We start from the raw sequence: 23656 nt of genomic DNA, 5'->3' as shown, positions 1-23656 counted from the left end.
AGAATTATATTTATTTGGGGTGAATTAACCAGTTTTAAATCGATATAAGGACTAAATAGTGGGGTATTAAATATCAGTAACTAATTGTGAAGATTTTGTGAGAGTGATGGTCGAGTTTTAAATAAGTTCCAAGGTAAAAACGGCTGGTGATACTACAACTGAACTTAATTTCTGGATGTGATATATTCCGAACGTTTAATGAACAGTTTTTGATTATGTATAATTTTGATCAGGAAAACGACCAGACACCTCGTATGTTAATTATCAGCGTGATAGTAACTGCAGTGTTATTTTTGGTCTTCTTTTATTCTCCATCTCCAAATGACCCGCAACCCGAGCAAGTGGTTGAGTTGCCTGACTTTTCTAGAATTGAAGATATTAAGCAGAGAAAAGAGGCCTTTTTCAGTTTTTTAAGGCCTATTGTTCAAAAGTTAAACTTAGAAATACGTAACGATAGAAATAGGTTAATCGAGTTGGCTAAAGAATACTCATCCGATGGCCAATTCAAGCGTGCAAACGAAGGTTTTCTTAGTGATTTATCGAATAAATATCGATTAGATATGAGTGACTTTGAAAACAAGTTATCAATGATTGATGAGTTAAAATTGAGAGTTCAAGTAATACCCGAGTCTCTCGTACTCGCTCAGGCTGCAAATGAGTCTTCTTGGGGGCGCTCAAGGTTTGCTCGTGAGGGAAATAATTTATTTGGACAATGGTGTTTTAAGCCAGGGTGCGGACTGATCCCAAAAAGTCGACCAGAAGGTAAGCAATATGAAGTTGCGGTATTTGACTCACCTGTAGAATCGGTTTGGAGCTATATGCTTAATTTAAATTCTTTTGCAGCTTATGAGAGTTTCAGGGAGCGTCGTCGTTCATTACTCCGAAATAATGAAAAGCTATTGGGGGCGACCTTGGCAGAAGAGTTGATAAATTATTCGACAAGACGTGAAGAGTACGTCAAAGAAATTCAGACCATGATCCGCCAAAACTCACTCGAATGATCGGTTCTTTTTCCTTTGCACGAATTTCAGTTACAATCGTTCAAGGTTTGTCTTAGAAGTTCTTTAATTATTAAGGGGTGAAGGTGTGAATTTTGAAAGCGAATTTCGGCAGATTGGTGATGCTGATGTGACTGACATAAAAAAACTAATTCAAGATTTAAAACCTGAAGCCTGGAGCAAGACTCCACTCATTCCTGGTGATGAGGCTTTTAAAGACATCGACACTTTATATCTGGCGTGGGACAGTGATCTTAGACATGTTAATCCGACGCGTCACCCAATGCTGGCGACATTCTCATCGCCTTTAAGAAGTATTTTTCAACAGGTTGCCGATTTTTATGAAGGTGCGATTCAGTGGCGAACATTTTTCGAACGCTTCGGACAGGGTTTTTTCATTCGTGCGAACTTTGTTAGATTGGGCGCCGGAAAAGCAATTACTGCGCACCGCGATAAAGCGTTCTCGTTAGTACATTCTCACCAAATTCACGTTCCCGTTAGAACGAGCGACGATGTCGTTTTTACCATTGGTGATGTTGCTATGAATATGCTGGAAGGTGAGATTGTCGAGATCAATAATCGATTAGCTTATTCTTTGGAAAATAAAGGTCAGGACGATTGTATTCATCTTATTTTAGATTGGGTTGTTCCCGGGGAGCCTTGTTGCTGTGCGGTTCATACTCATCCTGGTGTTCCTTGTTCGCCACAAGCTTGTGAAAAAACGGATCAACAAGAAAGCCAGTGTGATTGCTTAAATCGATAGGCTATCGGATTTTGGGCTTTCATAGTCAAAAACTTTTCTTGGGTCAATAAAAAAGGCTGCGAAAATTCGCAGCCTTTTTTAGTTCATCAAATTTATTATTTAAATTCGATAGACCAGTTATTTAGGATTCCATGATCACCAAAATAGTGGTCTCTTACACGTAACGTCCAGATACCTTCGCTTTGACCTTGAATTTGAATCGAATAGGTCTCAACGATGTTATCGTCACTGTCACGTCGATTTTGTTTCTTCAAGTCATAGTATCGACCATCGGGCGCATAGAGGCGAAGTGAAACGTCACCTCGGTAAGTGTGGCTAATGTTAACGGAAACTTCTGCATAATTATTATCTAACGGTTGGTCGACAATAATTTGTGAGTAAACCGGCCACCAAATGAAAACCCATCGCGGATGCGTGTTTTCAAATAACCAACTGGGTTGTTCAACAATGATTTGTTGAGCAATGCTATTGGTTTTACCGTTGCTGGATACTACCGTTAAAGTAACGGTGTATTCTCCGCCACTGGCATATTGATGCGATGACTCAACGGATTGGCCGCTTGTATCATCACCAAATTGCCATTGATATTCGATAATTTCACCTACTTGAGTGCTACTTCCGCGAGCATCAAACTGACAAGTTAAGGTCTCACAGCTGAATTCGAACGAAGCAGACGGTGCAGTATCGATAAAAAATTGTTCTGCGTTTACATTACCAGCCGTGTGTTCATTCGGAGATTGCCAGGTGAAGTCCGAGTAACGGTATCCAGTACCGGCTAATTGTAATGACATACCTACTGGAGTAGACGAGCTTTCTCTAACGCCAATATCTTCTGATGACATTCCAGCAGCAATACCGTCACTGGCAACAAAGCTACCTTCATAACTTAAGAACTGAACGACTTGTCCTGTATTATCAACTAACGCAAGGCCATCTGGTGAACCGTTTTGAAGACCCGCAATTTCGAATGAAATGGTTCCAAAGCCATTCGATTGGTTTGCGATAACGCCGGTTAATGCAACAGAATTATATTGGCGACCGCCATTGCCGTTGTAGGTTACTAATGTCCAATCGGTCAGATCTGTTCCAGAAGCACCGGCAAGTTCAACAAATTCACCAGTGTCCGAACCTGCATTGTCATAGTGAATTTCGTTAATCCAGACAAGCGTAGCGTCACCCGTTGAGTTTGGCTCGACAGATACTGTTTGTGTGACCGAATCTGTTCCACCGTCAGCGGCTAAAATGTCCAGAGTAACAGAATAATCACCTGCGGCAGAGTAGGTGTGATTGGTCGTCACTCCAGTATCGTTAACATTATCACCAAACGACCAGGTGTAAGTGTCGATACCACCTGCAGGTGATGAACTAGCACTTGCATCGAATTGACAAACTAAACCATTACATGCGAACTCAAAACTTGCTGTTGGCTGAGTTGGTTCACTAGTTCCTGAAAATGCTTGATTGGTATTAACAGCGCCCGCTGTATTTACATCAGGAGAGCTCCAGCTGAAATCAGAGTATGTTGATCCGCTGCCCGCTAATTGTAATGAGTGACCTACAGGTGTCGATGACGTTTCCGCCGCGCCGATATCCTGTGATGTCAAACCACTCGCTGGGCCACTTGATGCAGTGAAAGAGCCCTCGTAACTAATAAACAGTACAACGTTGCCACTGGCATCGATTAGCGCTAAACCATCCGGTGAACCATTTTGCATTCCGGTAAATTCAAAACTTAACGTTCCGAATCCATTGGCTTGATCTGGAATAACGCCCGCAAGATTTATTGTTTTGTAAGCTGAGCCGTTGCTACCATTGTATCCAACGATCTGCCAACCCGACAAATTAAGGCCTGCTGTTCCAGCTACTTCAACAAATTCGCCAGAGTCGGTACTGGCATTGTCGTAATGAATCTCGTTAATCCACGCTCCGCTATCGACAGGACCTGTCGATGCATCTGTCATCGCCGTCACAATAACGCTTGCCGATGATTCGTTAAAACTAGTGTCGACAGCTGTTACGTAATAGTCGAACGAGAGGTTGTCACTCAACTGTGTATCTAGAAATTCAGATTGATTAAGTGCCGTGCCTGTAATTCTACTAAACGAGACATCGCTGCTCAGTTTACGATAAACGTGATAACCCGCTAGGTCGGCTTCGGTGTTGTTATCCCAGTTCAACTGGATTTGTTGCCTGCCGCCAATCGCTGATAGTCCTTCCGGAGTTTGAGGAGCTGTGGTGTCATCATCATTTCCATCATCGCCGCCAATACCAGAACAATCGTTAGTGAAAACGCAGAGCACAAATTCTGGGTGGTCAATGAAAGGATTTCGGTTACCTTGATGATTAAAGACGATGTCGTTACGTCGACGTTCAACATCATCAACAGGATCTTCTTGATGCCATTGTAGTAGAACCGACTTTAATCCCATGTAAGCGACAGAAAGGTTCCGGCCTGTGCTCGATTGATCGATCAGCGAAAGATCATCGGTTAATCGCAAATCGGGTTCAACAGCGCCAGTAACACCGTGAGTGCCACCATCGTAGCGAACAGCCATATACATAATTGCACGAGCTACGTCACCACGACGGCCAATCCAGGTTTCCCACTTATCATTTTGTGTCCAGTTCGATTGTGTTGAAGTACCACCTTGATTGTTATTGAAGTCGGTTGGTTTTTCGTCGCAATTGGTTGAGCAGTTATCGTATGGCTTGTTGCCTCGGCTGGAATTGTAACTGCTGTTGGAAATGAAAAGTTGGTGAGTATCGGTGAAGGGGTAATTGTCGCTGTTGTCGTCGGGAAAACCGTAAGATTTTGGCCAGGTGTGTTCTCGATTATAGTCGTTATTGCCGCCCCCGTATTTTGGATAACTCGCATTTTTATAGACATCTAAAACGCGGGATGGATTATTGGGATCTTGATCTGCGTTTTCTAAAATGTCCCAGGTATCTGTACCGCTGGAGTTGTAGGGAAAACGTTGGTGATCGTCAATAATTTCATGGAGGGAGGAGTGAAGAGTTGCGCCGTTGGAGGTATTTATATTGTCGTAATATCCGTTGGGTGGCGCTGCTAGAGTCAATGCACTGTTAACAATGAACGAGAGACTCACAAGCACTCTCATTTTTTTTCTTATAAAAAAGTGAATCATAGTCTTACCATTAAATTGTGTTTAGATTTTTATTCGCGCAACCACTCCTTGGTCATGAGTGAATTTGCGGACCTGTTGATTACGCTAATTAAGCGCAGCAAGTTTGGCGTTGAGATTTTAAAATTAAATGAAGGAAAAGAGTCACTTTTTTGAATTAATAATGACGAATAAATTGCAGTGATGAGATAAAGACTACTTGCTTAAGTAGTCTTTGTTTTTGGATTGAATAAAAATAAATCGTTTTTGAAGTGATTAACTAACGATTGGAATATTTTTCGTAAAGTTTTTTGTGACGATTGTTTAAATCAATTTCTTTGCCTTCAATAAACATGTAAGTCACTTTGTGTGTTAAGTGATCAAATAAATCACCTTTACTGATCACAATGTTGGCTTGTTTACCTTTTTCTAAAGAGCCCATAACGTCATCGACACCCAATAGTTTTGCTGGTTCTAGAGTAACTGAACGCAAAGCTGTTTCTTTAGAAACTCCATAACTGATGGTATGACCAACAGCGAAAGGCAAATCTCTAATATTCCAACTGCCTTCAATGGCTAAAGCGTAAGGAATGTTATTATTTTCTAAAAAAGCAGGCGTGTTATAAGCAACATCGATCGCTTCGTCACTTCTTCCGGGTTGCCCCCAAGTATGTGAATAAACAATAGGAACATTATTATCTTTGATCAATTTCGAAGCTTTCATCGCATCGTAAACGCCAACAATAATGATTTTTAATGAGAACTTATCTCTAAACTGAATGGCTTGTGCAATTTGACGGTAATCATTGGCATGAACAAATAACGGGATTTTTTGTTCAAAAACTGGCCGCATTGCTTCCCAGCGAACATCAACGGCTTGCTCTTTGTTATTTTTTCGAGCCTTGACGTAACTTTGGATTTGTTCAAAGGTGTCGTGCAAAGAGTCGAAAGCTTTTTCATTATCTTCTCTTTGTTTTTCTGGCGTGCGAGTTTCCCAAAATGACTTATTGATTCCAGTTGAAGGCCAGCGCAAGTGCATACCGACTGACGACTCAACTAACGCATCTTCCCAATGCCAACCATCAAGATGCATCACTGAAGATTGACCAATTAATCCACCACCGGTTGGTGCCGCTTCAATGTGTGTAATGCCATTACTTCGAACAGTCGGAATCAACTCTGAATCGGCATTGAAAGCGATATGAGCTTTAACTTCAGGCGTCATACTTCCAACTTCCGATTGATCGCGCGTGGCTCGTACAGCGCTAATTTCTACTAACCCTAGTGTTGAGGACAAACCAATTAAGCCAGGGTAAACGTGCTGTCCTGTTGCATCGATTTCACGAACTTTTGAATCCGTTGTAATCGTATCGGCGATTTCTGCAATTTTTCCATCTTTAATCAAGAGATCGTAATTAACTAACGTTCCTTGACTCACGGTATGTAATGTTGCATGTCTTATCACAATGGGGTGTTCCGCATTTTTCCCTGGGACAAGATCGTGCGCCAGAGAAAACATGCTCATTGATAATGCAGCAAAAGCAATTAATTGTGTTTTCATTTTAAATAACTTCATGACTTACTCTCCTGCACGCTGATGATTATGTTGCTTGTTATGGCTCGACTGCCATGCCCAAAAATCAAAGTTATCTTCGCAATGCCAGGCGGGTTCTGTTTTAGCAATGTAAATATTGGTGAGCGCCAATGAGTGACTGTCTTTATTATTTGAGTCTTTGTGTGATTCTGAACTTTTACCATTACTCAATATTTTCTGAATAAGTTGATTCTTCTCTTTTGCAAGTGACTGACGAACTTGCGCGTCTTCTTCGCGGTCAAAATACTTTTTGCCGTCTATCCAGGTTTGTTCGACTTTTGAATAATTGGATAAGGGGTTACCAGACCAAAGAACCAGATCGGCATGCTTATCTGCTTTGATACTACCTGTGTACTTATCGACTTTTAATTGTATTGCCGGATTAATGGTTATCATTTTAATGGCATCTTCAGGTTTCATATTACAGTAATTGATTGATTTAGCCGCTTCAGTGTTCAGACGTCGAATCAAATCATTACTGTCAGAGTTGACTGATACGTTGACACCATTTTTCATCATTAAACAGGTATTTCCTGGGATGGCGTCGTAAACCTCAAACTTATAGGCCCACCAGTCGGCAAAGGTCGAGGCGGTAGCACCATGCTCGGCCATTTCTTTGGCAACCTTGTATCCTTCTAAGATGTGAGTGAATGTTTGAATACGAAATCCGAAGTCCTCTGCAATTTTCATCAAACTTAATATTTCAGAAGCAACATAAGAGTGTGAATGCACGAACCGTTTGTTTTCTAAAATTTGATTTAGGATTTCCAAGCGATAATTCTTGCGTGGTGGAGCGGTAAGACGTTGTTCACTTCGGCTTAAATCATCGTATTTTTCCCAGCTTGCTTTGTACTCTTTCGCTCTTAGAAAAGCATCCCGAACAATAGTCTCAACACCCATGCGCGTTTGTGGATATCGAATGGTAAATTCATCACCCCAGTTACTTTGTTTTACATTTTCACCAAGAGCAAACTTGATTGAACCAGGAGCTGCTTTAAACTTCATCTGTTCCGCGTTTGAGCCCCAACGTAATTTAATAACTTGTGCTTGCCCGCCAATTGGGTTAGCTGAACCATGAAGTAATTGAGCCGTGGTTGTTCCGCCTGCTAGCGCTCGATAGATGCTGATGTCATTGGGATTGACCACGTCTCCAATATTGACCTCAGAAGTAATTGCATCACTACCTTCATTCACACCTTTACTGATGGCAATATGGGAATGTTCATCGATAATACCTGCCGTAATGTGTTTACCAGTTGCGTCAATGACTTGATAACCACTTGGCGTGGATAAGTTCTTTCCGATGTCTTCAATTTCGCCATTACTTATAAGAATATCGGTATTTTCTAAGATGCCTGCTTTTTCTGAGGTCCAGACCGTTGCATTTTTAAAGTGAACATCTTGCTGCTTAGGAAGTCGATCAAATCCAAAAGCTCGATTTGGCGTTGTGAGTTGACTGATATACTCAGGTTTTTCTGAGCCATTTGCACTATCGTCTTTTGATTTTGATTCATCGGTAACTGTATTGTTTGCAATACTAGTGAAGCTTATTTTACTTGACTCAGGTGTAAGGTAGAAACCGGTAAGAGCATTACTTTTGAATTGGTTGCTAAATCGATAGACGCCATTTAAATCAAATTTAGAAAGGTCAACGGTAAATCTTAGTGTATCATCTTTCTGATAAGTCACTTTAATATCCGATTGCTCATCCCCCATTTTTACCGAACCAGATACTTTCTGGTTATCTTGTTTTAACTCGAGATTTAATTTTTTTGAGTTGATATTTAATGTGTAGGTTCCAGAGAAGTCGGTGACACTTATTGGTGTAATAGAGTGTTCTTTGCCTTGTAAATAAACAGACTTGATTTTTCCGTCTGCAAAAATATTGCCATCGGTAATTACAAAATCTGCAATCATTCCAGGAGTAAGCTTTCCTGATTGATTAGCAATGCCAGACAGTTTTGCTGGAACGGTTGTTAGCGCAGCTAAAGCATCTTTTTCTGATAACCCATGCTGTACTGCTAAACGGATGTTTTTCCAAAACTCTTTATTGTCTTTTAACCCATACTGAGTAAACGCAAATGGGACTTTGTTTTTTGCTAAAACCGCGGGATTACTTGGGGCTCTTTCCCAGTGCCGCAATTCTGCCAGAGACACATCCAGTTGATCTTCGAAAGAGTTTACATTGGGTTTAGCCGGAAAGTCGGCGGGGTGAATAAATGTTGAATTGGTGGACTTTATATCTTTAATGCGAGTGTATTCATGGCCATCAGCAATGTAAGTAATATCCAAGTCATATTTCTTGAATAACTTATCGGCTCTTAATGTTGATAAATGATCTTCTGAATTAAAAATTAAGCCAACCGATGACAGTTCATTCAATTCTTCCAGGGCGGCATTATATTCAACCAATTGACCGGTAATTAAATGATCGGTTTTGCCTTTTGCTTCTTTGTACCATTTTGCATCACTGAGTGTTTGACGTATGAGAGCAATACTTCCCATCAGTGAGGATGGGTAACTTTGTTTTGAGCTACCTTTGTTAAATGAGCCAAAGTGGCGACTGTTAGCATTATAAATGAGTTGGCTTGGACTGTCGTCTGCCAAAGAAACAGTAACCGACTGACCTTGAAAAATGCCATCGAGTTTTGCGGTTTGTACAGTGGTAAATCCATTGTTAATATAATTGAGTGCTTCGTCTTTGTTTGGAGAGAACTCGTTCACCCAATCGATTTCGGCATGAATGGCTTCGTTCCAAGCTTTTCCTCCTGTTCTATCTCCTTCGTATTTAGGTGGCTCACCAAAGGTGAATGTTGATTCGGATTTGCCAAAAATATAATGACTATAGGGATCGATGAAACCGGGATATACTGAGTGGCCATTAAGATCGATCACTCTAGCGCTTTTAGGAATGCTTCCTTTTCGTTCAACACTTGAAATACGCCCGTTTTCTATAATTAACGTTGCGTTATTTATGGTTTTGCCGGGTTCAACATGCACAACAGCATTCGTAAATGCAATTTTTTTAGAACTTCTATCATGGATGCCATAAACATGGCCGGTCTGGTCTGCAAAAGCCCAACTACAACTCAACAGGGTAATTGCAGCTGTGACAACAGATTGGGTAAACGTTTTCATTTAGTTATCTCAACTTCTCTGGCAGAAAAGTCTTAAGTGTCGCACAGCGTGCTTATTGGAGTCACGAGTTTGAGATGAAATTCAAATAAATATAAGGCATTGAAATAAAATAAAAAAGTTGAATAGAAAGAGAGAGTTACATATTTTTTTACAAATTTCAGAGCAGTAAAAAGCCGTAACCGAACTCAAGTATGAATTGTCTTATTAAATTTAAGTGATTAATCGGGCCATTTTTTATCTTCAGGTTCTCGAAAAATAGGCAGTGAGTGCCAGTAAAACTGATTGTTTTTACCTGTAGGGGCGGTGCAATTGATACGTGAACGTCCAAATTTTGCAGGGGAGTCCAGTTCTATGTTCAGACGGCTTTTTTTCCAGTTTAAGTTTGAAATAAGCTTTCCACTATAAAAGCATTGAATTGACGATGGGGCAAAAGGTAATGACTCAAAGTTTAATGAAAAATGTTTTTTAGCCTGAGTAATGTGTGGCTCGTATTTCTCTTGGTGAGTCACAGGCATAGCAAGCGTGTTTACTTTAAGTTTAAAGTCTGACAGTTTTGCGTACTGCCCAGATACAGAAAATCGAGGTATGGCTTGTGGAGAACTCAATGCCGTTGCTGGCCCAGAATATTGTGCGAATCCAAATAGCCTATTGGTTTGCAGAGTGTTAGATAGTGGCAAGTTATATTCACCGTAGGGATAGGCGAAAAGATTGGATTGAATATTTAGTGCTTTCTTTATTTGCATATCGGCATATGTGATCTCCTCTTGAGCTTCTTTGAGTGATAAGCCTAATAAATGAGGATGCGTTCTAGTGTGATTAGCAATAGAAACATTTGCTTCTTTTAACGTGTTTAATTGTTGCCAAGTCATCATTGATGAATACTGATTGTCGACTGGCTCTGTCGCAATAAATATTGTAAATGGCATTTGATAGCGTTTGAGTAAAGGCCAAGCCTCATTGAAAATTGAAGCGTATCCATCATCAAAGGTGATTGCGATGGCTTTCGGTGGGAGAGGTTCACCGTTAAAAAGTCGTTTAATAGCATTTTCAAGATTGAGTACATGGAAATTATTTTCTTTTAAGTACTTTAAATGCGCTTCAAATTCTTCTGGCTTAGTCGAAGTGCTACGAGGAGTTTCTTCGCTAATATGATGATAAAGCAAGATCGTCAGTTGTTGCGGTATGTTATCGATCGAAGAGTTGTTGATAGAAGTTGCTTTTGAGGCTGAAATGGTAATACCGACAATGATGCTCAGTTTGGTAATAAATCGCACAAGGTTGCGTAAGTCAACCAGAAAAAGAAAAGCCATAACCTGTAATCTGCTTGGGATAAATTGATAAGCCGATATTAGCACAGGAAGATTTTTTAATAAAAAATGCCTTAGAAGGACTCTATTTTCTAGATGAATGAATTTAAGCTATGATGCGTGAATAATACTATTTTGAGAGCGAAGTAATTTATGCCAGGTGCCAGTCTATTAACTCTTCTTGATGATATATCTACTGTACTAGACGATGTCGCAGCTATGACTAAAGTCGCTGCCCGTAAAACAGCCGGTGTTTTGGGGGATGATTTAGCACTAAATGCCGAGCAGGTGTCTGGGGTTCGAGCAGAGCGAGAAATACCTGTTGTTTGGGCGGTGGCAAAAGGTTCATTTATCAATAAGTTAATTCTTGTTCCTGCCGCATTACTTATTAGCGTTTTCGTCCCTGTTTTAATTACTCCTTTGTTAATGATTGGTGGCGCTTATTTATGTTTTGAAGGCGTTGAAAAGTTGCTGCATAAGATTTTTCACTCCAAAGAAGAGTTGGAGCAAAAAGAACGCGTGCGTAATGCGCTTCATGATCCCAGTTCTGATATGGTAACTTTTGAAAAGGAAAAAATAAAAGGTGCCATCAGAACGGATTTTATTCTTTCAGCAGAAATTATTGTGATTGCTTTAGGTACTGTCCAAAACTCTCCCTTTATCACACAAGTGGGTGTTGTATCTGGCATTGCGCTATTTATGACCGTGTTTGTTTATGGTCTAGTCGCTGGGATTGTTAAATTGGATGATGCTGGTTTGTATCTTGTTAAAGACTTAGCTCAGAGCACGTGGGCCGGTTTTAAACGGGCAGTAGGCAGAGGGTTATTAATTTTTGCTCCATTCCTTATGAAAATGCTGGCTTTTGTAGGAACCTTGGCGATGTTTTTGGTGGGTGGCGGTATTCTCGTGCATGGTGTTCCTTTATTAACGCATTGGGATCATGCTTTGGCGGCTCAGGCAAAGGCTATTCCAACAATCGGCAATGTTATTACCGTGATTTCACCGTTAGTTTTTAGTGCTGTTATGGGCGTTTTAGCGGGGTTAGTCGTTGTTTTGATTTTGACAGGAGTGAAAAAACTAATGCCAACAAGGACTTAAACAGAGAGAAGTATATAAATCTATAACCTGATCTTGATCAAGCTGGTAGCAGAGCTCACAGGGTATGATGCGCTAATTATTTGTTAAAAAGCGCAGTATTATGACTCTTTCTAATCAGCCTGTGACTCGTTGGGACAGCCAGTTGGTGCAACGATACAATGTTAGTGGCCCCCGTTATACATCTTATCCGACAGCTCTCGAATTCAATGAGTCTCTAAGCTCATCACATTATTTGCAAGCTTTAGGAGAGCTTTCGGCGAATGCACCGCTGTCGCTTTATATTCATATTCCATTTTGCTGGCATGTTTGCTATTACTGCGCTTGTAATAAAGTGATCACTCGTGATTATTCGCGAGTGGAGCCTTACCTGAATGCTCTTGAAAAAGAAATGGCAATGGTAGCCAGATCTCTTAAAGGACAAGTGGTTCAGCAAATTCATTGGGGTGGTGGCACACCTACATTTCTAAATTCGAACGATCGGGCCAGGTTGGTTACCATGCTTCGTCATTATTTTAACATCGCGCCAGCGGATCAATTAGAGTTTTCCCTTGAGGTTGATCCTCGAACCGTTAGCGTTGATGAAATTGCTGAGCTCAGAACGTTAGGTTTTAATCGTTTAAGTTTAGGTATTCAGGACTTTGACCATAAAGTTCAAAAAGCAGTTTTTCGTGAACAATCGTATTCCTCAACTAAAGCATTAGTGGATGCCGCTCGAAAAGAAAACTTTCAATCAATTAGTTTTGATCTTATTTATGGATTACCTTTTCAAACAACAAACAGCTTTGAGCGAACCTTGCAACAAGTTATCGATCTAAAACCTGATCGTTTGTCAGTTTTTAATTACGCGCATTTACCTCATCGATTTAAGCCTCAGAGAAAGATTAATGAGCAGGATTTGCCGTCAGTGGAAGAGAAGTTAGCCATATTGGAATTAACGATTAACAGAATGCAGCAGGCGGGTTATGTATATATTGGTATGGACCATTTTGCCTTGCCAGAAGATGAACTCGCAGTAGCACAAAGAAACGGTAAGTTGCATCGAAATTTTCAAGGGTATACCACCGGAAAAGAATGTGAGTTAATCGGATTTGGTGTTTCCGCAATAAGTTCTTTCAATCAATGTTATTTTCAAAACGAACGCACTGTAGCTAATTATTACGAGGCACTTGAGCATGGGCATTTGCCTGTTTGGCGTGGCATTAAAATGAGCTCAGATGATGTCATTAGGAAAGCGGTCATATTTGAAATGATTTGTAATTTTGAGCTGGATATTAAAAACGTCGAATCAAAGTTTAATATTTCGTTTTGGGAGTATTTTTCTGATTCGCTCCGTGAAATTAGAAAAATGAAGAGAGACGACCTGATTCACTGCGAGTCGCATCGAATTCAAGTAACTGACAAAGGAAGAATGTTCATTCGAAATATTTGTATGGCATTTGATGCTTTTCTGGGTAAGCAGCCTGAAGTCATAGCTTACTCTAAAGCGGTATGATGAGATATTCAGTTGTATGTAAAGCAAATCGTGCGTTTGTGTTTGTCCTGTTTTATAATAGCTTAATAACTCAAGTCTGCTATTAAAACTAATGTTAAAACAAGACCTTAGCAAAAAGTACGAAGTTAAATGTCAATCTTGCAGTATCAGTCGGCTGTGTCTTCCAGTCATGTTGGCTGAAACTGATATAGAACATCTCGATGCAATTGTTCAGCGAAGTCGTCCCCTTCGAAAGAGCGAATTGTTGTTTTCTGACGGTGAAAAGTTTGAAAACGTTTATGCGATTCGGTCGGGGAGTTTGAAGTCCTATACCATTAGTGAAGATGGTATCGAGCAAATTACCGGGTTTCACTTACCGGGTGAAATCGTCGGATTAGATGCAATTAATAGCGGTTCTCATCCCAGCTTTGCAAAAGCATTGGAAACCTCTGCCATTTGTGCCATTCCCTTTGATAAGCTTGAAGAGTTGGCTCGTTCAATGCCAGGCTTACAGCAACAGCTCTTTAAGGTGATGAGCCAGGAAATCAGAGAAGATCAAGAGCTGATGATGTTGCTTAACAAGAAAGCGGCTGATGAGCGTTTGGCGGCTTTTATTATTAATCTCTCTCAGCGATTCGGACGGCGTGGTTTATCGTCTTCGCAATTTCGCTTAACGATGACGCGTAGTGATATCGGAAACTATTTAGGTTTGGCGGTTGAGACTGTGAGTCGGTTATTTACCAAGTTTCAGCAAAATGAGCTGATAGATGTCAATGATAAGGAAGTGAGTATTTCCGATGCGGAAGCTCTGAGTTCTTTGGCCGGCACTCGCTGTCACTTCGTTCAAGGTGAGAAATAACTTCCAATCAATAGTCCGACCAAAATGCTCGGACTTTTCCATTTAATTGATCCAGATCAATACTTTTCCTGTTTCATTCTCAACTTGTAATTTTTCTCTTAAATAGCAAATCTTACTTGATTAATATCGCTCCCCAATTTTTAAAATTTGTATTGCAAGAGTTTTTTAACATGAAACGTCCAGAATTATTGTCGCCTGCCGGTACTTTAAAGCATATGCGCTATGCATTTGCCTATGGTGCCGATGCTGTTTACGCTGGGCAACCACGTTATAGTTTAAGAGTAAGAAATAATGAGTTTGATCATGATAATCTCAAGATAGGTATTGATGAGGCGCATGCGCAAGGGAAACAATTTTTTGTATGTGCCAATATTGCACCGCATAATTCAAAAGTAAAAACTTTTCTGAGAGACCTTCAACCCATTGTTGAAATGAAGCCCGATGCATTCATCATGTCCGATCCGGGGCTCATTGATCTCGTCCGAGAAAATCATCCGGAGATGCCTATTCATCTTTCTGTTCAAATGAACACCGTTAACTACGCGTCAGTAAAGTTTTGGCATAAGCTGGGTGTTGAAAGAATTATATTATCGCGTGAATTGTCGTTAGACGAAATTGGGGAAATTAGGCAAGAGTGTCCTGACGTTGAGTTAGAAGTGTTTGTTCATGGTGCGCTCTGTATCGCTTATTCCGGGCGGTGTTTGTTGTCTGGATACATGAATCGACGCGATCCGAATCAAGGTACTTGCACCAATGCCTGCCGATGGGATTACAAAGTAGCATCGGCGACAGAAGATGATAAAGGTAATCTTGTGAGGAAGGATGAGACTGTAAAGTACTACTCTACGGAGATGCATCAATCGTCGAGCTTGGAGGATCACCCTTCACCAATTATTCTTGAGGAACCCAAAAGAGCTGGTGAAGAATATACTGCAGAAGAAGATGAGCATGGCACGTATATATTTAACTCAAAAGACTTGCGCGCCTTACAACACGTTGAGCGTTTAATGTCCATTGGCATCGATTGTTTAAAAATTGAAGGAAGGACTAAATCATTTTATTACGCGGCACGCACCGCGCAGCTTTATCGTCAAGCCATTGATGATGCGCTTCAAGGTTTGCCTTTTAATCGTCAATTAATGGATGTCTCTGAGGGATTAGCAAATCGGGGATATACGGAAGGGTTCTACCGACGTCATGTTCACGACGAGTATCAAAATTATCTAACAGGAAATTCTGGAAACTTTAACCAGCAGTTTGTGGGGGAAGTTCTGGAGCAAGATGGCGAGCGTATTTTGGTCGATGTTAAAAATCGCTTTCAAGTGGGAGATTCTGTCGAACTATTGTCCGCATCGGGTAATATTGAGTTCATTCTCGACTCCATAGAAAACGAGAAAGGAGTAAAGCAGTTGGTAGCTCCAGGCTCTGGATATCGTCTTTGGATTCGTAAACCAGATACTACTGCAGTAGAGCATGGATTGGTTGTCCGAAATTTGTCACAGTAACCCGATAGGAAGTTTGACTGAGGTGCCGAATTGGTTTTCTTTTTTTTGTAGGGATTTTACGTATAATGACCTCAATGCAGCTAATAAGGAACCTTCATGGTATCTCGCGTTTCAGCTTTAATGACTTTGAGTTCTGTTTATTTATCGGGGGCTCTGCTTTTTAGTAATGATACCTCTGCACAAGAGTCTCAAGTTTATACTTGTGAAAATTCTCGCTCATTAGGTTACCAAATGGAATGGTCAGGCGATATTCGAGGCGTTGCTTCTGGTGATAGAGGCGGTCATTATTGGGCCTTTAATGGTGAGAGTATTATTTTTAATATGCAAACCCCTTTTCGCAAAGACATTGGTCAGGTTTGGTTTGCTCATACACAAACGGATATTGAATACTTACCAGGCAATCAATATGAATTAGCACTCGGAAAAAAGAAGTCTTCAAATCATGGCAAGCTTCAGTTAAATGATCCCTGGTTTGAAGGAGTAACCTTGGAAGAGGCTGGATATTTAAAGTTTACAATGCATACGATGAAACCTGTTGCCAGTCCATGCTTGCAAGGAGAGGGCGAGGTTTCTTTTTATGACGAAGACACGAAAAAGACTGTAAAAGTAAAACTTCAGTTTGCCATTGATGTTACAGGTAGTAAGTTTCGCGGTTAGTCGGACGATTTAAAATCGTCATTTTCCTAAATGAAAAAAATATAGGCGAGAGGCTTGAAGTTCGACTGTTAAATATCAACCCTCGCCAACATTTTATTCTAAGGTTGTAAATACTCAGTTGCCCAACCAGAATCGGTTCGTCGATAAATAAGACGATAATGCAGTCGATGTTCTAATCCTTGCCAGAATTCAATGTAATCGGGAATGATGCGATAGCCGCCCCAGTGTGCTGGTTTTTCAAGCGTTTTATCGTCAAATTTTTTAACGGTATCTTGATATTGTTTTTCCAGTGCAGCGAAAGATTCAATGGGTTGACTTTGCGCTGAAGCTATCGCGGCGAGTTGACTGCCTCTTGGTCGAGATAAAAAATAGCGCGTTGACTGTTCTTCGCTAATTTTTTCTACGGTTCCTTCAATTCTAATTTGTCGTTGAAAATGAGACCACCAAAAGTTTGCGCTGATGTAAGGCGCGTGTTTTAGCTCGATTCCTTTCCGGCTATTGTAGTTGGTGTAGAAAACGAATCCTTGTTCATCAAATTCTTTTAATAGAACAACGCGATTGGATGGTTTATTTTCGGCATTCGTCGTTGCTATTGTCATTCCATTATAATAATCGGGATCATGTTTTTTTGCTTCAGCAAACCAGTTTTCAAATAGAGGAAAAGGTGTGTTTTTGGGTGCTTCTTGAATATTCATATCCGCTCACTTCTAGTCGTGGTGGTGATGGTGTTGTTCTGTTGCATGTTTTGAGTGGTTCATTGTCATATGCGATGCAATGCTAGCTAAACTCCAGATTCCAAAAGCGATCATAAAAATAGCAAATGCATATCGGAGCCAAGTTTTTTTAAGCCACTGGGCAACGCTAGTAAAGCCAATACCCATTAATAATACAGGTCCTAGCGTGCCCAATCCAAATGCAAACATAAGAAGAATACTGGCAGAAATACTTCCTTGTGCCGTCGCCACTCCGATTGCTGAGTAAACCAGCCCACAAGGAATAAGTCCCCAAAGCATTCCTGTAATTATTGCATGTAATGATGAATGCGACGGATTAAGTTTTTGTGTAAGAGGCTTTACTTTAGTCCAAACTTTTCCTCCCACGTGTTCAAGCGCCAGAAGACCTTTCCAGATATTGAGGAGGTAAAGCCCAGTAATGATTAAAAGTATCGCTGCAAGTATTCTCAATCCTGTAAGGAATCCAAAGCTATCAGCAAGAGAGCTAATGAATCCAGCGAGCACTCCTAAAATGACATAAGTGGAAATTCGCCCCAGGTTGTAGCACAAGGTTATTAGACTGGTGCGACTAAAAGATTGATTCTTTGAGGTTACGGATAGCGCAGTGACAATTGCGCCACACATTCCGACGCAATGTAAACTACCGCCTAGACCTAATAAAAGTCCAGTTAAAAATGACTCTAACATGATTTTACGATTGCTCTAATTTTAAGGCGATAACTTTCTCTTTGTATTGTTTATATAAATCGAGAAAGTCATCTTGATTTCGATCAAGTGCGGTTAAAGGAATGTATAAATCGGCGCCCAAAAAGTGTTTTAGTTGATTTAAACGCGCCGCAAAAATCCCTCGCAATCCATCTATTTTTTCACCGGATGGTGTTTTCCAGGATTCAGCGTCTTCTTGCAGTTGACTGGTATCATCATTTCTATATTGTGCTTCGAGTAATGCGACGTGAAGTAAGCTACGGTATTCATGATACAGTGATTTTGCTAGTCGAAGAGGAACTGTTTTTATAATCGGTGTGCGATCCCAAACTTTCACACCAATATAGTGTAGCTCTTTATATCCACTGCTACTGTTTATTCGTAGTGGGACCAGATCAATTAAATTGTCCCATTCAATTAATACAGAACCAAATTTATGAAACCAAATGATTCCTGATGAACTGAGCTCAAGACTTGTTTTGGGTTCTTGCCACTTAAAAATACCAAAGATAAAAAGTACGAAACCGACAAGCATTAACAAATAAGCGGGCAACTTTATTCCAAATTGCTGTAACACCAACGAAGTAGTGAGGAAGACGATTCCCACCAAAGTAAATATCAGGTGATTTCGCCGTGCTATCGGCTTAATTGAGATTTTATCAATCATCTTTATGGCTGTTCGAACTATCGACTGATTGAGAGTCTGAATGAGGAGACTTTTCGGACTGTGGTGAGTCGTCGTCAAATAATATTTTATAAGCGGGCGATTCCAAATCGGAGTACTGATCATTTTTGACTGCCCAGATGAAAGCTGCAATTGCCACTGCGAGCAATAGAATGGCGACGGGTATTAACCAATACATAACTTCCATAACAAGACCTAATCAATCATTTCTGGGACGATCTTAACCAGTTACAGCTTTGTCGACAATACAATATATGAATTAGATAGAGGTAAAACAGAAGAGGGTCGTGTGACTGAGTGAAATAAAAAGTTGAAAATAATCCTTTGTGACATCCTTGTCTAATATCTTCCTTCGGTAAACGATTCTGAACCTTATGGGTATCAGATCGGGCCATTCCTTAGTTCCCTTAAATCAGATGCGCGTATCTTATTCGGATTACTTGTATATCTCAATGGTGAATATTGCGGCTTGGCAGTGTGAACTGATTCAATTTCAACCAGTTTGCGCCATGAGAGGAAAAGACAAGCCTTCATTAAATTATTTAAAAGCAATGGTTTATCGAGTGATTGGGATTTAGAATTTGGCCAGTAATTTTTCATGTATTGAGAATAGCTGGTTATTCCATGCGCTTTCCTCGTCTGTTAAGTTTATTTTTGTGCTTTGTGTCTCAATCGTAAAGCGTTGATTACGACTAGCAAAGAGCTAAAAGTCATGCCGATTGCTGCTAACCATGGAGGAATCAATCCCATTGCCGCTAATGGGATAGCACAAAGATTGTAGCCAAGTGCCCAGGCCAGGTTTTGTTTTATAATTTTTTCGGTTTTGCGCGCCAGATGAATGGCTGATGCAATAACTTCAAGATTTGGGCTGGTTAAAACAGCGTCGGCATTCAATTGTGTAATATCGGCAGCTGTATCGACCGCGACGCCAACATCTGCTTGAGCAAGAACGATAGAATCGTTAATTCCGTCGCCAATCATCAAGACACAATTTCCTTTTTCCTGATGTACTTGAATGTCTTTAGCTTTCTGTTCGGGCAATAAGTCACCGAGAGATGAGTAAACATTTAAACTGTTTCCAACGGCCTGCGTTGTTTCGGTGGCGTCACCGCTTAAAATTCGAGTTTCCAACTGTTGAACGGTTGGATGATTAAGCAATTCAACCGCCGACTTCTTGATCGTGTCACTAAATTGAAGTCGCGCTATTAAGTTTTTCTCTCGACTCAAATAAATTTGCGTGTATTGTTTGTCCAGAGCAATTTCTGTTACTGATTCACTGGAGCAAAAATCTAATTTTCCAATACGGAACTCTTGTTCATTGAGAACTCCTGAAATCCCTTTGCCATTATGACTGGTGATTTGAGTTATGGGTAAAGCGTTGTGTTTTCGGTTGAGAAGTGCTTTTGCGATAGGGTGAGGTTGGTGTTTTTCTAACGTACAAGCAATATCGATAATTTGCTGTTTACTGACGGTAGAATCTAAAAGTTCAATTGAAACCAGGCTTAAGCGGCCTTCAGTTAATGTTCCCGTTTTATCAAAAAATACAGCGTTGATTTTTGCCAGGCGATGTAAAGTTTGGGGTCTTAAAATCAAAAAGCCCAGCTTAGACAAATGATGAGTGGCGGTTGTTAGAGCGGTTGGTGTTGCCAAAGATAGCGCACAAGGGCAACTAACTACCAATACGCTCAGTGCAATCCAGAGTGCACGGTCTGGATCAATATTGAGCCATAACCAGAAAACGCCGCTCACAATAATTAATATGGATAGAACGAACCAGTGGGCAACTTTATCTGCAAATATTGAAAATGTTGGTTTGTGTTCCAACGCTTGTTCGCTCATATTTTTTAATGCTGACAAATAGGTTTCTTCACCTATGGCGGTCACTTTTAGGGACAGCGTTTGCGTTTCATTGACGCTTCCTGCTAATACATGATCATTTGTTATTTTCTTGATTGCTTCAGACTCACCGGTGACAAGTGATTCATTAACGTATGAAGTGCCTGATATAACTAATCCGTCTGCGGGAATGGTTTCTCCTTGTTGCACAATGATGCGGTCACCTTTTTTAACTTTATGCAGTGGTATGTCTTGAGTTGTCGCTTCATTTTCTACGGTTACAGACAGTGGTAAGATATGGCGCTGGGTTTGAGTCGACATTAATGCTTTAACTCTTACCCGGTGCTCCATAAATCGGCCAAGGAGCAAAAAGAAAATAAACATGGAGATAGAGTCAAAATAGACCTGACCGACGCCTTTAAATGTTGCGAACAGGCTCGCAGAATAGGCCAGAGTGATAGCGAGAACAACGGGAACATCCATCACTAAATGTTTGGCTTTCAATCCATAGTAGGCGTTTCGAAAAAAAGGAAAGCCTGAGTAGAGCACGATGGGTGTTGCCACCAACCCGCTGACCCAATGTAAGAAGTTTTGATGCTCTAATTGCAAGTCATTACCGTCGCCAATATAGATTCCGAGGGCAAACATCATAACTTGCATCATGCCTAGCCCAGCAATACCAAGCCGCATTAAGTATTGCCGGTTTTCACGACGAATATTTTTTTCATATTGGTTTTGCTGAAATGGATAAGCTTTATAACCCAGGCTATGAACTTTTTTGATTAATTGACTCAAGGGTATTTTGGACTTATCCCAAGTTATCGTTAGTCGATGGGAGATAGGATTAACTTGAACTTGTTCAACACCTGCTTCTGATAACAAACGTTTCTCTATCAGCCAGCTACATGCAGCACAAGTGATTCCTTCTACTCCTAACTCTGCTTTGCATTGTGATTGGTCTGCGGAAACAAAGCTGCGCTGAATGGTTTCATCATCCATTAACTCAATGTCTCTCAATTCTTGAGGAATAAGATCATCGGGTTTAATGGAGCTTTCTGTACGAAACTCGTAGTAATCATCAAGGTGATTATCGATAATCGTTTGTGCTACGGCTTGGCACCCGTAGCAGCATAATGGTCGTTGTTCATTCTTCCAAAGGACAGAAAGGTTTAAACCTTCAGGAACCTCTTCATAACAATGAAAGCATTGAGTTGTCATTGAGCTTTAATTAAAACCTCAGGTGTTTCAACTGGGTTCCATCGTGTAAGAATTTCCCATTGCTTGTCTGGACCATATAATCGCACACGATAATTAAAACTTTCAATCTGCGCATCATTAGTTTGATAAGCACCAGACTCTGTTCTCGTGAAGGCAAGAGTGAAGTCTTTTTTCTCGTCCATAGGGTGCTGCATAAAGGCGTAAACGATAGGCAAGTTTAATGATTTGTTGGATGTAAGTGTGACAGACTTATTGGAATGACTAAGGTTGAACTCGAGTGCTAGCTCCGTTGCTTTGTTTTGACGATCAATAGACTCGTTAATGGCTAAGCCATCTTTATAATAATCTGCTTTAACTAAACTGTCTGCATTTTTTGTTGCGATAATAACTGTTGAAATTCCTGCAATGACAACGGAACCTGGTAAGGCAATTAAGAACCACGGCCAAAATTGTTTATACCAAGGTTTGATATCTTCCACAGACTGTTCGTTTCTACTTTTTTCGGACATAAATGTTATCTTCTAAATGTTAGCGGCCTAAGGGGCGGCCTAAAAATCGTGACTCTTGAGTTTGTTTAATTGAGTCGTCTTCATTTGACTGAACTGTAAAATAAATGGTGCTGGCTCTCTTTTTCAGGTCGGCTGGATCGACCGCAACTCGGTAAGTTAACGTTTTAGTTCCGCCGGATTGAATTGCGAAATTAACGTCTCCCTCTAGTTGCATATCTGTTAAACCATCGACACTGAGCTGATATGTGTGATCGGCTTGATCCATATTGGCAACTTTAACTGTGTATATGTTTTGAATCAGGCCTTCGTTAGTTTCAACGAACAAACTGTTTCTATCACGAATTATGTCCACTTCAATGGGGGTACGAATGGCAACAGCAATGATAAAGGCAATAATAAGCCCCGTAAGTAGCCCACCATATAGCAAAGTTTTGGGCCGAAAAATATGAGTTTCTTTGCCCTTCATTGAATTTTCTGTTGAATAACGAATGAGTCCTTTCTCGTAACCCATTTTGTCCATGACGTCATCACAGACATCAATACAGGCAGCGCAAGCAATACATTCGTACTGTAATCCTTTTCGAATATCGATACCTGTGGGGCAAACGTGAACGCATTGTTTACAATCAATGCAGTCACCGAGACCTTTTAGCTTGTATTCGTCGTCATTCTTTTTGCGATGCCCTCTGGTTTCTCCACGTTTTTCATCATAAGCAATGATAAGCGTATCTTCATCAAACATAGCGCTTTGAAAACGCGCATAGGGGCACATGTAAAGGCATACTTGTTCTCGTAACCAACCTGCGTTGCCATAAGTGGCGAGTGCATAGAAGAAAATCCAGAACATTTCCCAAGGACCAAGATTCCACTCGATTAAATGAACCGTTAATTCTTTTATGGGAGAAAAAAAGCCGACAAATGTATAGCCTGTAAACAATGCGAAAGAGAGCCATAAAAAATGCTTCGTCGTTTTGAGAGCTACTTTCTCCATTGTCCATGGTTGCTTGTCGAGCTTCATTCGTTGATTACGGTCGCCTTCTACAAACCGTTCGATCCAAATAAAGGTTTCTGTCCAGACCGTTTGTGGGCAAGCAAAACCACACCAAAGTCTACCGGCTAGAGAAGTAAAAAAGAACAGAGCAAGTGCCGAGATAATCAGTAGCACTGTTAAAAATATGAAGTCTTGAGGCCAAAATGTAATTCCGAACAAGTGGAATTTACGAGCTGGTAAATCCAGTAGAATTGCTTGGTTGCCATTCCAGGTAAGCCAGGGGCCTATGTAGAAAAATCCAAGTAGTGCCCAAACGGATAAAACACGTAAGCGAGCAAATATACCGTGAACTTGGCGAGGGTAAATTTTTTCTGCTTTAACGTAGAGGTCGCGGGTTCGTTTAACTTGATCCGACTGCTTAGACATGATTAACCCTTGGAAAAAAGGGCGGACAATGAATTAACTG

At 40.6% G+C, this 23656-nt stretch carries 18 protein-coding genes; 7 read left to right on the top strand and 11 right to left on the bottom strand.

The genetic code is table 11. The annotated features are described in order from the left end of the window. The first annotated feature begins 146 nt into the window (after window positions 1–146). Window positions 147–1001, top strand: coding sequence for a glucosaminidase domain-containing protein (locus FAX86_RS12085; protein ID WP_205859187.1), 855 nt, complete (start codon window positions 147–149; stop codon window positions 999–1001). A gap of 85 nt (window positions 1002–1086) precedes the next feature. After that, window positions 1087–1761: an aspartyl/asparaginyl beta-hydroxylase domain-containing protein gene (locus FAX86_RS12080; RefSeq protein ID WP_144393669.1), complete on the top strand. Its 675-nt coding sequence runs from the start codon at window positions 1087–1089 to the stop codon at window positions 1759–1761. A gap of 95 nt (window positions 1762–1856) precedes the next feature. Here the strand turns inward: FAX86_RS12080 and FAX86_RS12075 are convergent, their stop codons facing one another. The 4 genes from FAX86_RS12075 to FAX86_RS12060 form a co-directional block, all read right to left on the bottom strand. Beyond that, window positions 1857–4868, bottom strand: a complete 3012-nt coding sequence (locus FAX86_RS12075; RefSeq protein WP_205859186.1) for an endonuclease — start codon at window positions 4866–4868, stop codon at window positions 1857–1859. A gap of 295 nt (window positions 4869–5163) precedes the next feature. Then, on the bottom strand, window positions 5164–6459 hold the full coding sequence (locus FAX86_RS12070; protein ID WP_144393667.1) for an amidohydrolase family protein: 1296 nt from the start codon (window positions 6457–6459) through the stop codon (window positions 5164–5166). A gap of 3 nt (window positions 6460–6462) precedes the next feature. Next, complete coding sequence (locus FAX86_RS12065; RefSeq protein ID WP_144393666.1) at window positions 6463–9615, bottom strand: amidohydrolase family protein; 3153 nt, start codon at window positions 9613–9615, stop codon at window positions 6463–6465. Between the two features lie 218 nt (window positions 9616–9833). Next, a complete protein-coding gene (locus FAX86_RS12060; protein ID WP_144393665.1) occupies window positions 9834–10925 on the bottom strand; it encodes a polysaccharide deacetylase family protein in 1092 nt (363 codons plus the stop codon). Between the two features lie 150 nt (window positions 10926–11075). Here FAX86_RS12060 and FAX86_RS12055 point away from each other — a divergent pair, with 150 nt between their 5' ends. The 5 genes from FAX86_RS12055 to FAX86_RS12035 all read left to right on the top strand — a co-directional run bounded on the left by FAX86_RS12055 (window position 11076) and on the right by FAX86_RS12035 (window position 16512). Then, the gene (locus FAX86_RS12055; RefSeq protein WP_144393664.1) at window positions 11076–12020 is read left to right on the top strand and encodes a DUF808 domain-containing protein; all 945 of its coding nucleotides are present in this window, start codon (window positions 11076–11078) and stop codon (window positions 12018–12020) included. Between the two features lie 100 nt (window positions 12021–12120). Next, window positions 12121–13512 carry an oxygen-independent coproporphyrinogen III oxidase gene (gene hemN, locus FAX86_RS12050; RefSeq protein WP_144393663.1) on the top strand — a complete coding sequence of 464 codons (1392 nt, stop codon included), beginning with the start codon at window positions 12121–12123 and terminating at the stop codon, window positions 13510–13512. Window positions 13513–13603: 91 nt separating this feature from the next. Then, window positions 13604–14350, top strand: a complete 747-nt coding sequence (fnr, locus tag FAX86_RS12045; RefSeq protein WP_144393662.1) for a fumarate/nitrate reduction transcriptional regulator Fnr — start codon at window positions 13604–13606, stop codon at window positions 14348–14350. 170 nt (window positions 14351–14520) lie between these two features. After that, entirely contained in the window at window positions 14521–15855 is a 1335-nt protein-coding gene (gene trhP / locus FAX86_RS12040; protein ID WP_144393661.1) for a prephenate-dependent tRNA uridine(34) hydroxylase TrhP, read from the top strand. A 96-nt stretch (window positions 15856–15951) separates the two neighbouring features. Further along, a complete protein-coding gene (locus FAX86_RS12035) occupies window positions 15952–16512 on the top strand; it encodes a hypothetical protein (protein ID WP_144393660.1) in 561 nt (186 codons plus the stop codon). Between the two features lie 98 nt (window positions 16513–16610). On the opposite strand, the gene pdxH is transcribed toward FAX86_RS12035, so the two are convergent. From pdxH to ccoG, 7 genes are all read right to left on the bottom strand, one after another. Continuing rightward, on the bottom strand, window positions 16611–17207 hold the full coding sequence (pdxH, locus tag FAX86_RS12030; protein ID WP_144393659.1) for a pyridoxamine 5'-phosphate oxidase: 597 nt from the start codon (window positions 17205–17207) through the stop codon (window positions 16611–16613). A 12-nt stretch (window positions 17208–17219) separates the two neighbouring features. Then, the gene (locus FAX86_RS12025) at window positions 17220–17933 is read right to left on the bottom strand and encodes a sulfite exporter TauE/SafE family protein (RefSeq protein ID WP_144393658.1); all 714 of its coding nucleotides are present in this window, start codon (window positions 17931–17933) and stop codon (window positions 17220–17222) included. A gap of 4 nt (window positions 17934–17937) precedes the next feature. Next, window positions 17938–18618 carry a DUF2982 domain-containing protein gene (locus FAX86_RS12020; RefSeq protein WP_164503560.1) on the bottom strand — a complete coding sequence of 227 codons (681 nt, stop codon included), beginning with the start codon at window positions 18616–18618 and terminating at the stop codon, window positions 17938–17940. Continuing rightward, window positions 18611–18823 (bottom strand): cbb3-type cytochrome oxidase assembly protein CcoS, encoded by a 213-nt coding sequence (ccoS, locus tag FAX86_RS12015; protein WP_144393656.1) that lies wholly within the window; start codon window positions 18821–18823, stop codon window positions 18611–18613. The genes FAX86_RS12020 and ccoS overlap by 8 nt, the downstream gene beginning before the upstream one ends. Window positions 18824–19284: 461 nt before the next feature. After that, window positions 19285–21690, bottom strand: a complete 2406-nt coding sequence (locus tag FAX86_RS12010) for a heavy metal translocating P-type ATPase (protein ID WP_144393655.1) — start codon at window positions 21688–21690, stop codon at window positions 19285–19287. Further along, window positions 21687–22199: a FixH family protein gene (locus tag FAX86_RS12005; protein WP_144393654.1), complete on the bottom strand. Its 513-nt coding sequence runs from the start codon at window positions 22197–22199 to the stop codon at window positions 21687–21689. The genes FAX86_RS12010 and FAX86_RS12005 overlap by 4 nt, the downstream gene beginning before the upstream one ends. Before the next feature lie 19 nt (window positions 22200–22218). Continuing rightward, on the bottom strand, window positions 22219–23616 hold the full coding sequence (gene ccoG / locus FAX86_RS12000) for a cytochrome c oxidase accessory protein CcoG (protein WP_144393653.1): 1398 nt from the start codon (window positions 23614–23616) through the stop codon (window positions 22219–22221). Window positions 23617–23656 lie beyond the last annotated feature (40 nt).

The sequence above is a fragment of the Pleionea sediminis genome (genome assembly GCF_007570825.1).
GTDB classification, from domain to species: Bacteria; Pseudomonadota; Gammaproteobacteria; order Enterobacterales; family Kangiellaceae; genus Pleionea; species Pleionea sediminis.
Note: the sequence above shows the minus strand (reverse complement) of the source record. Positions and strands in the feature narration are given on the sequence as shown.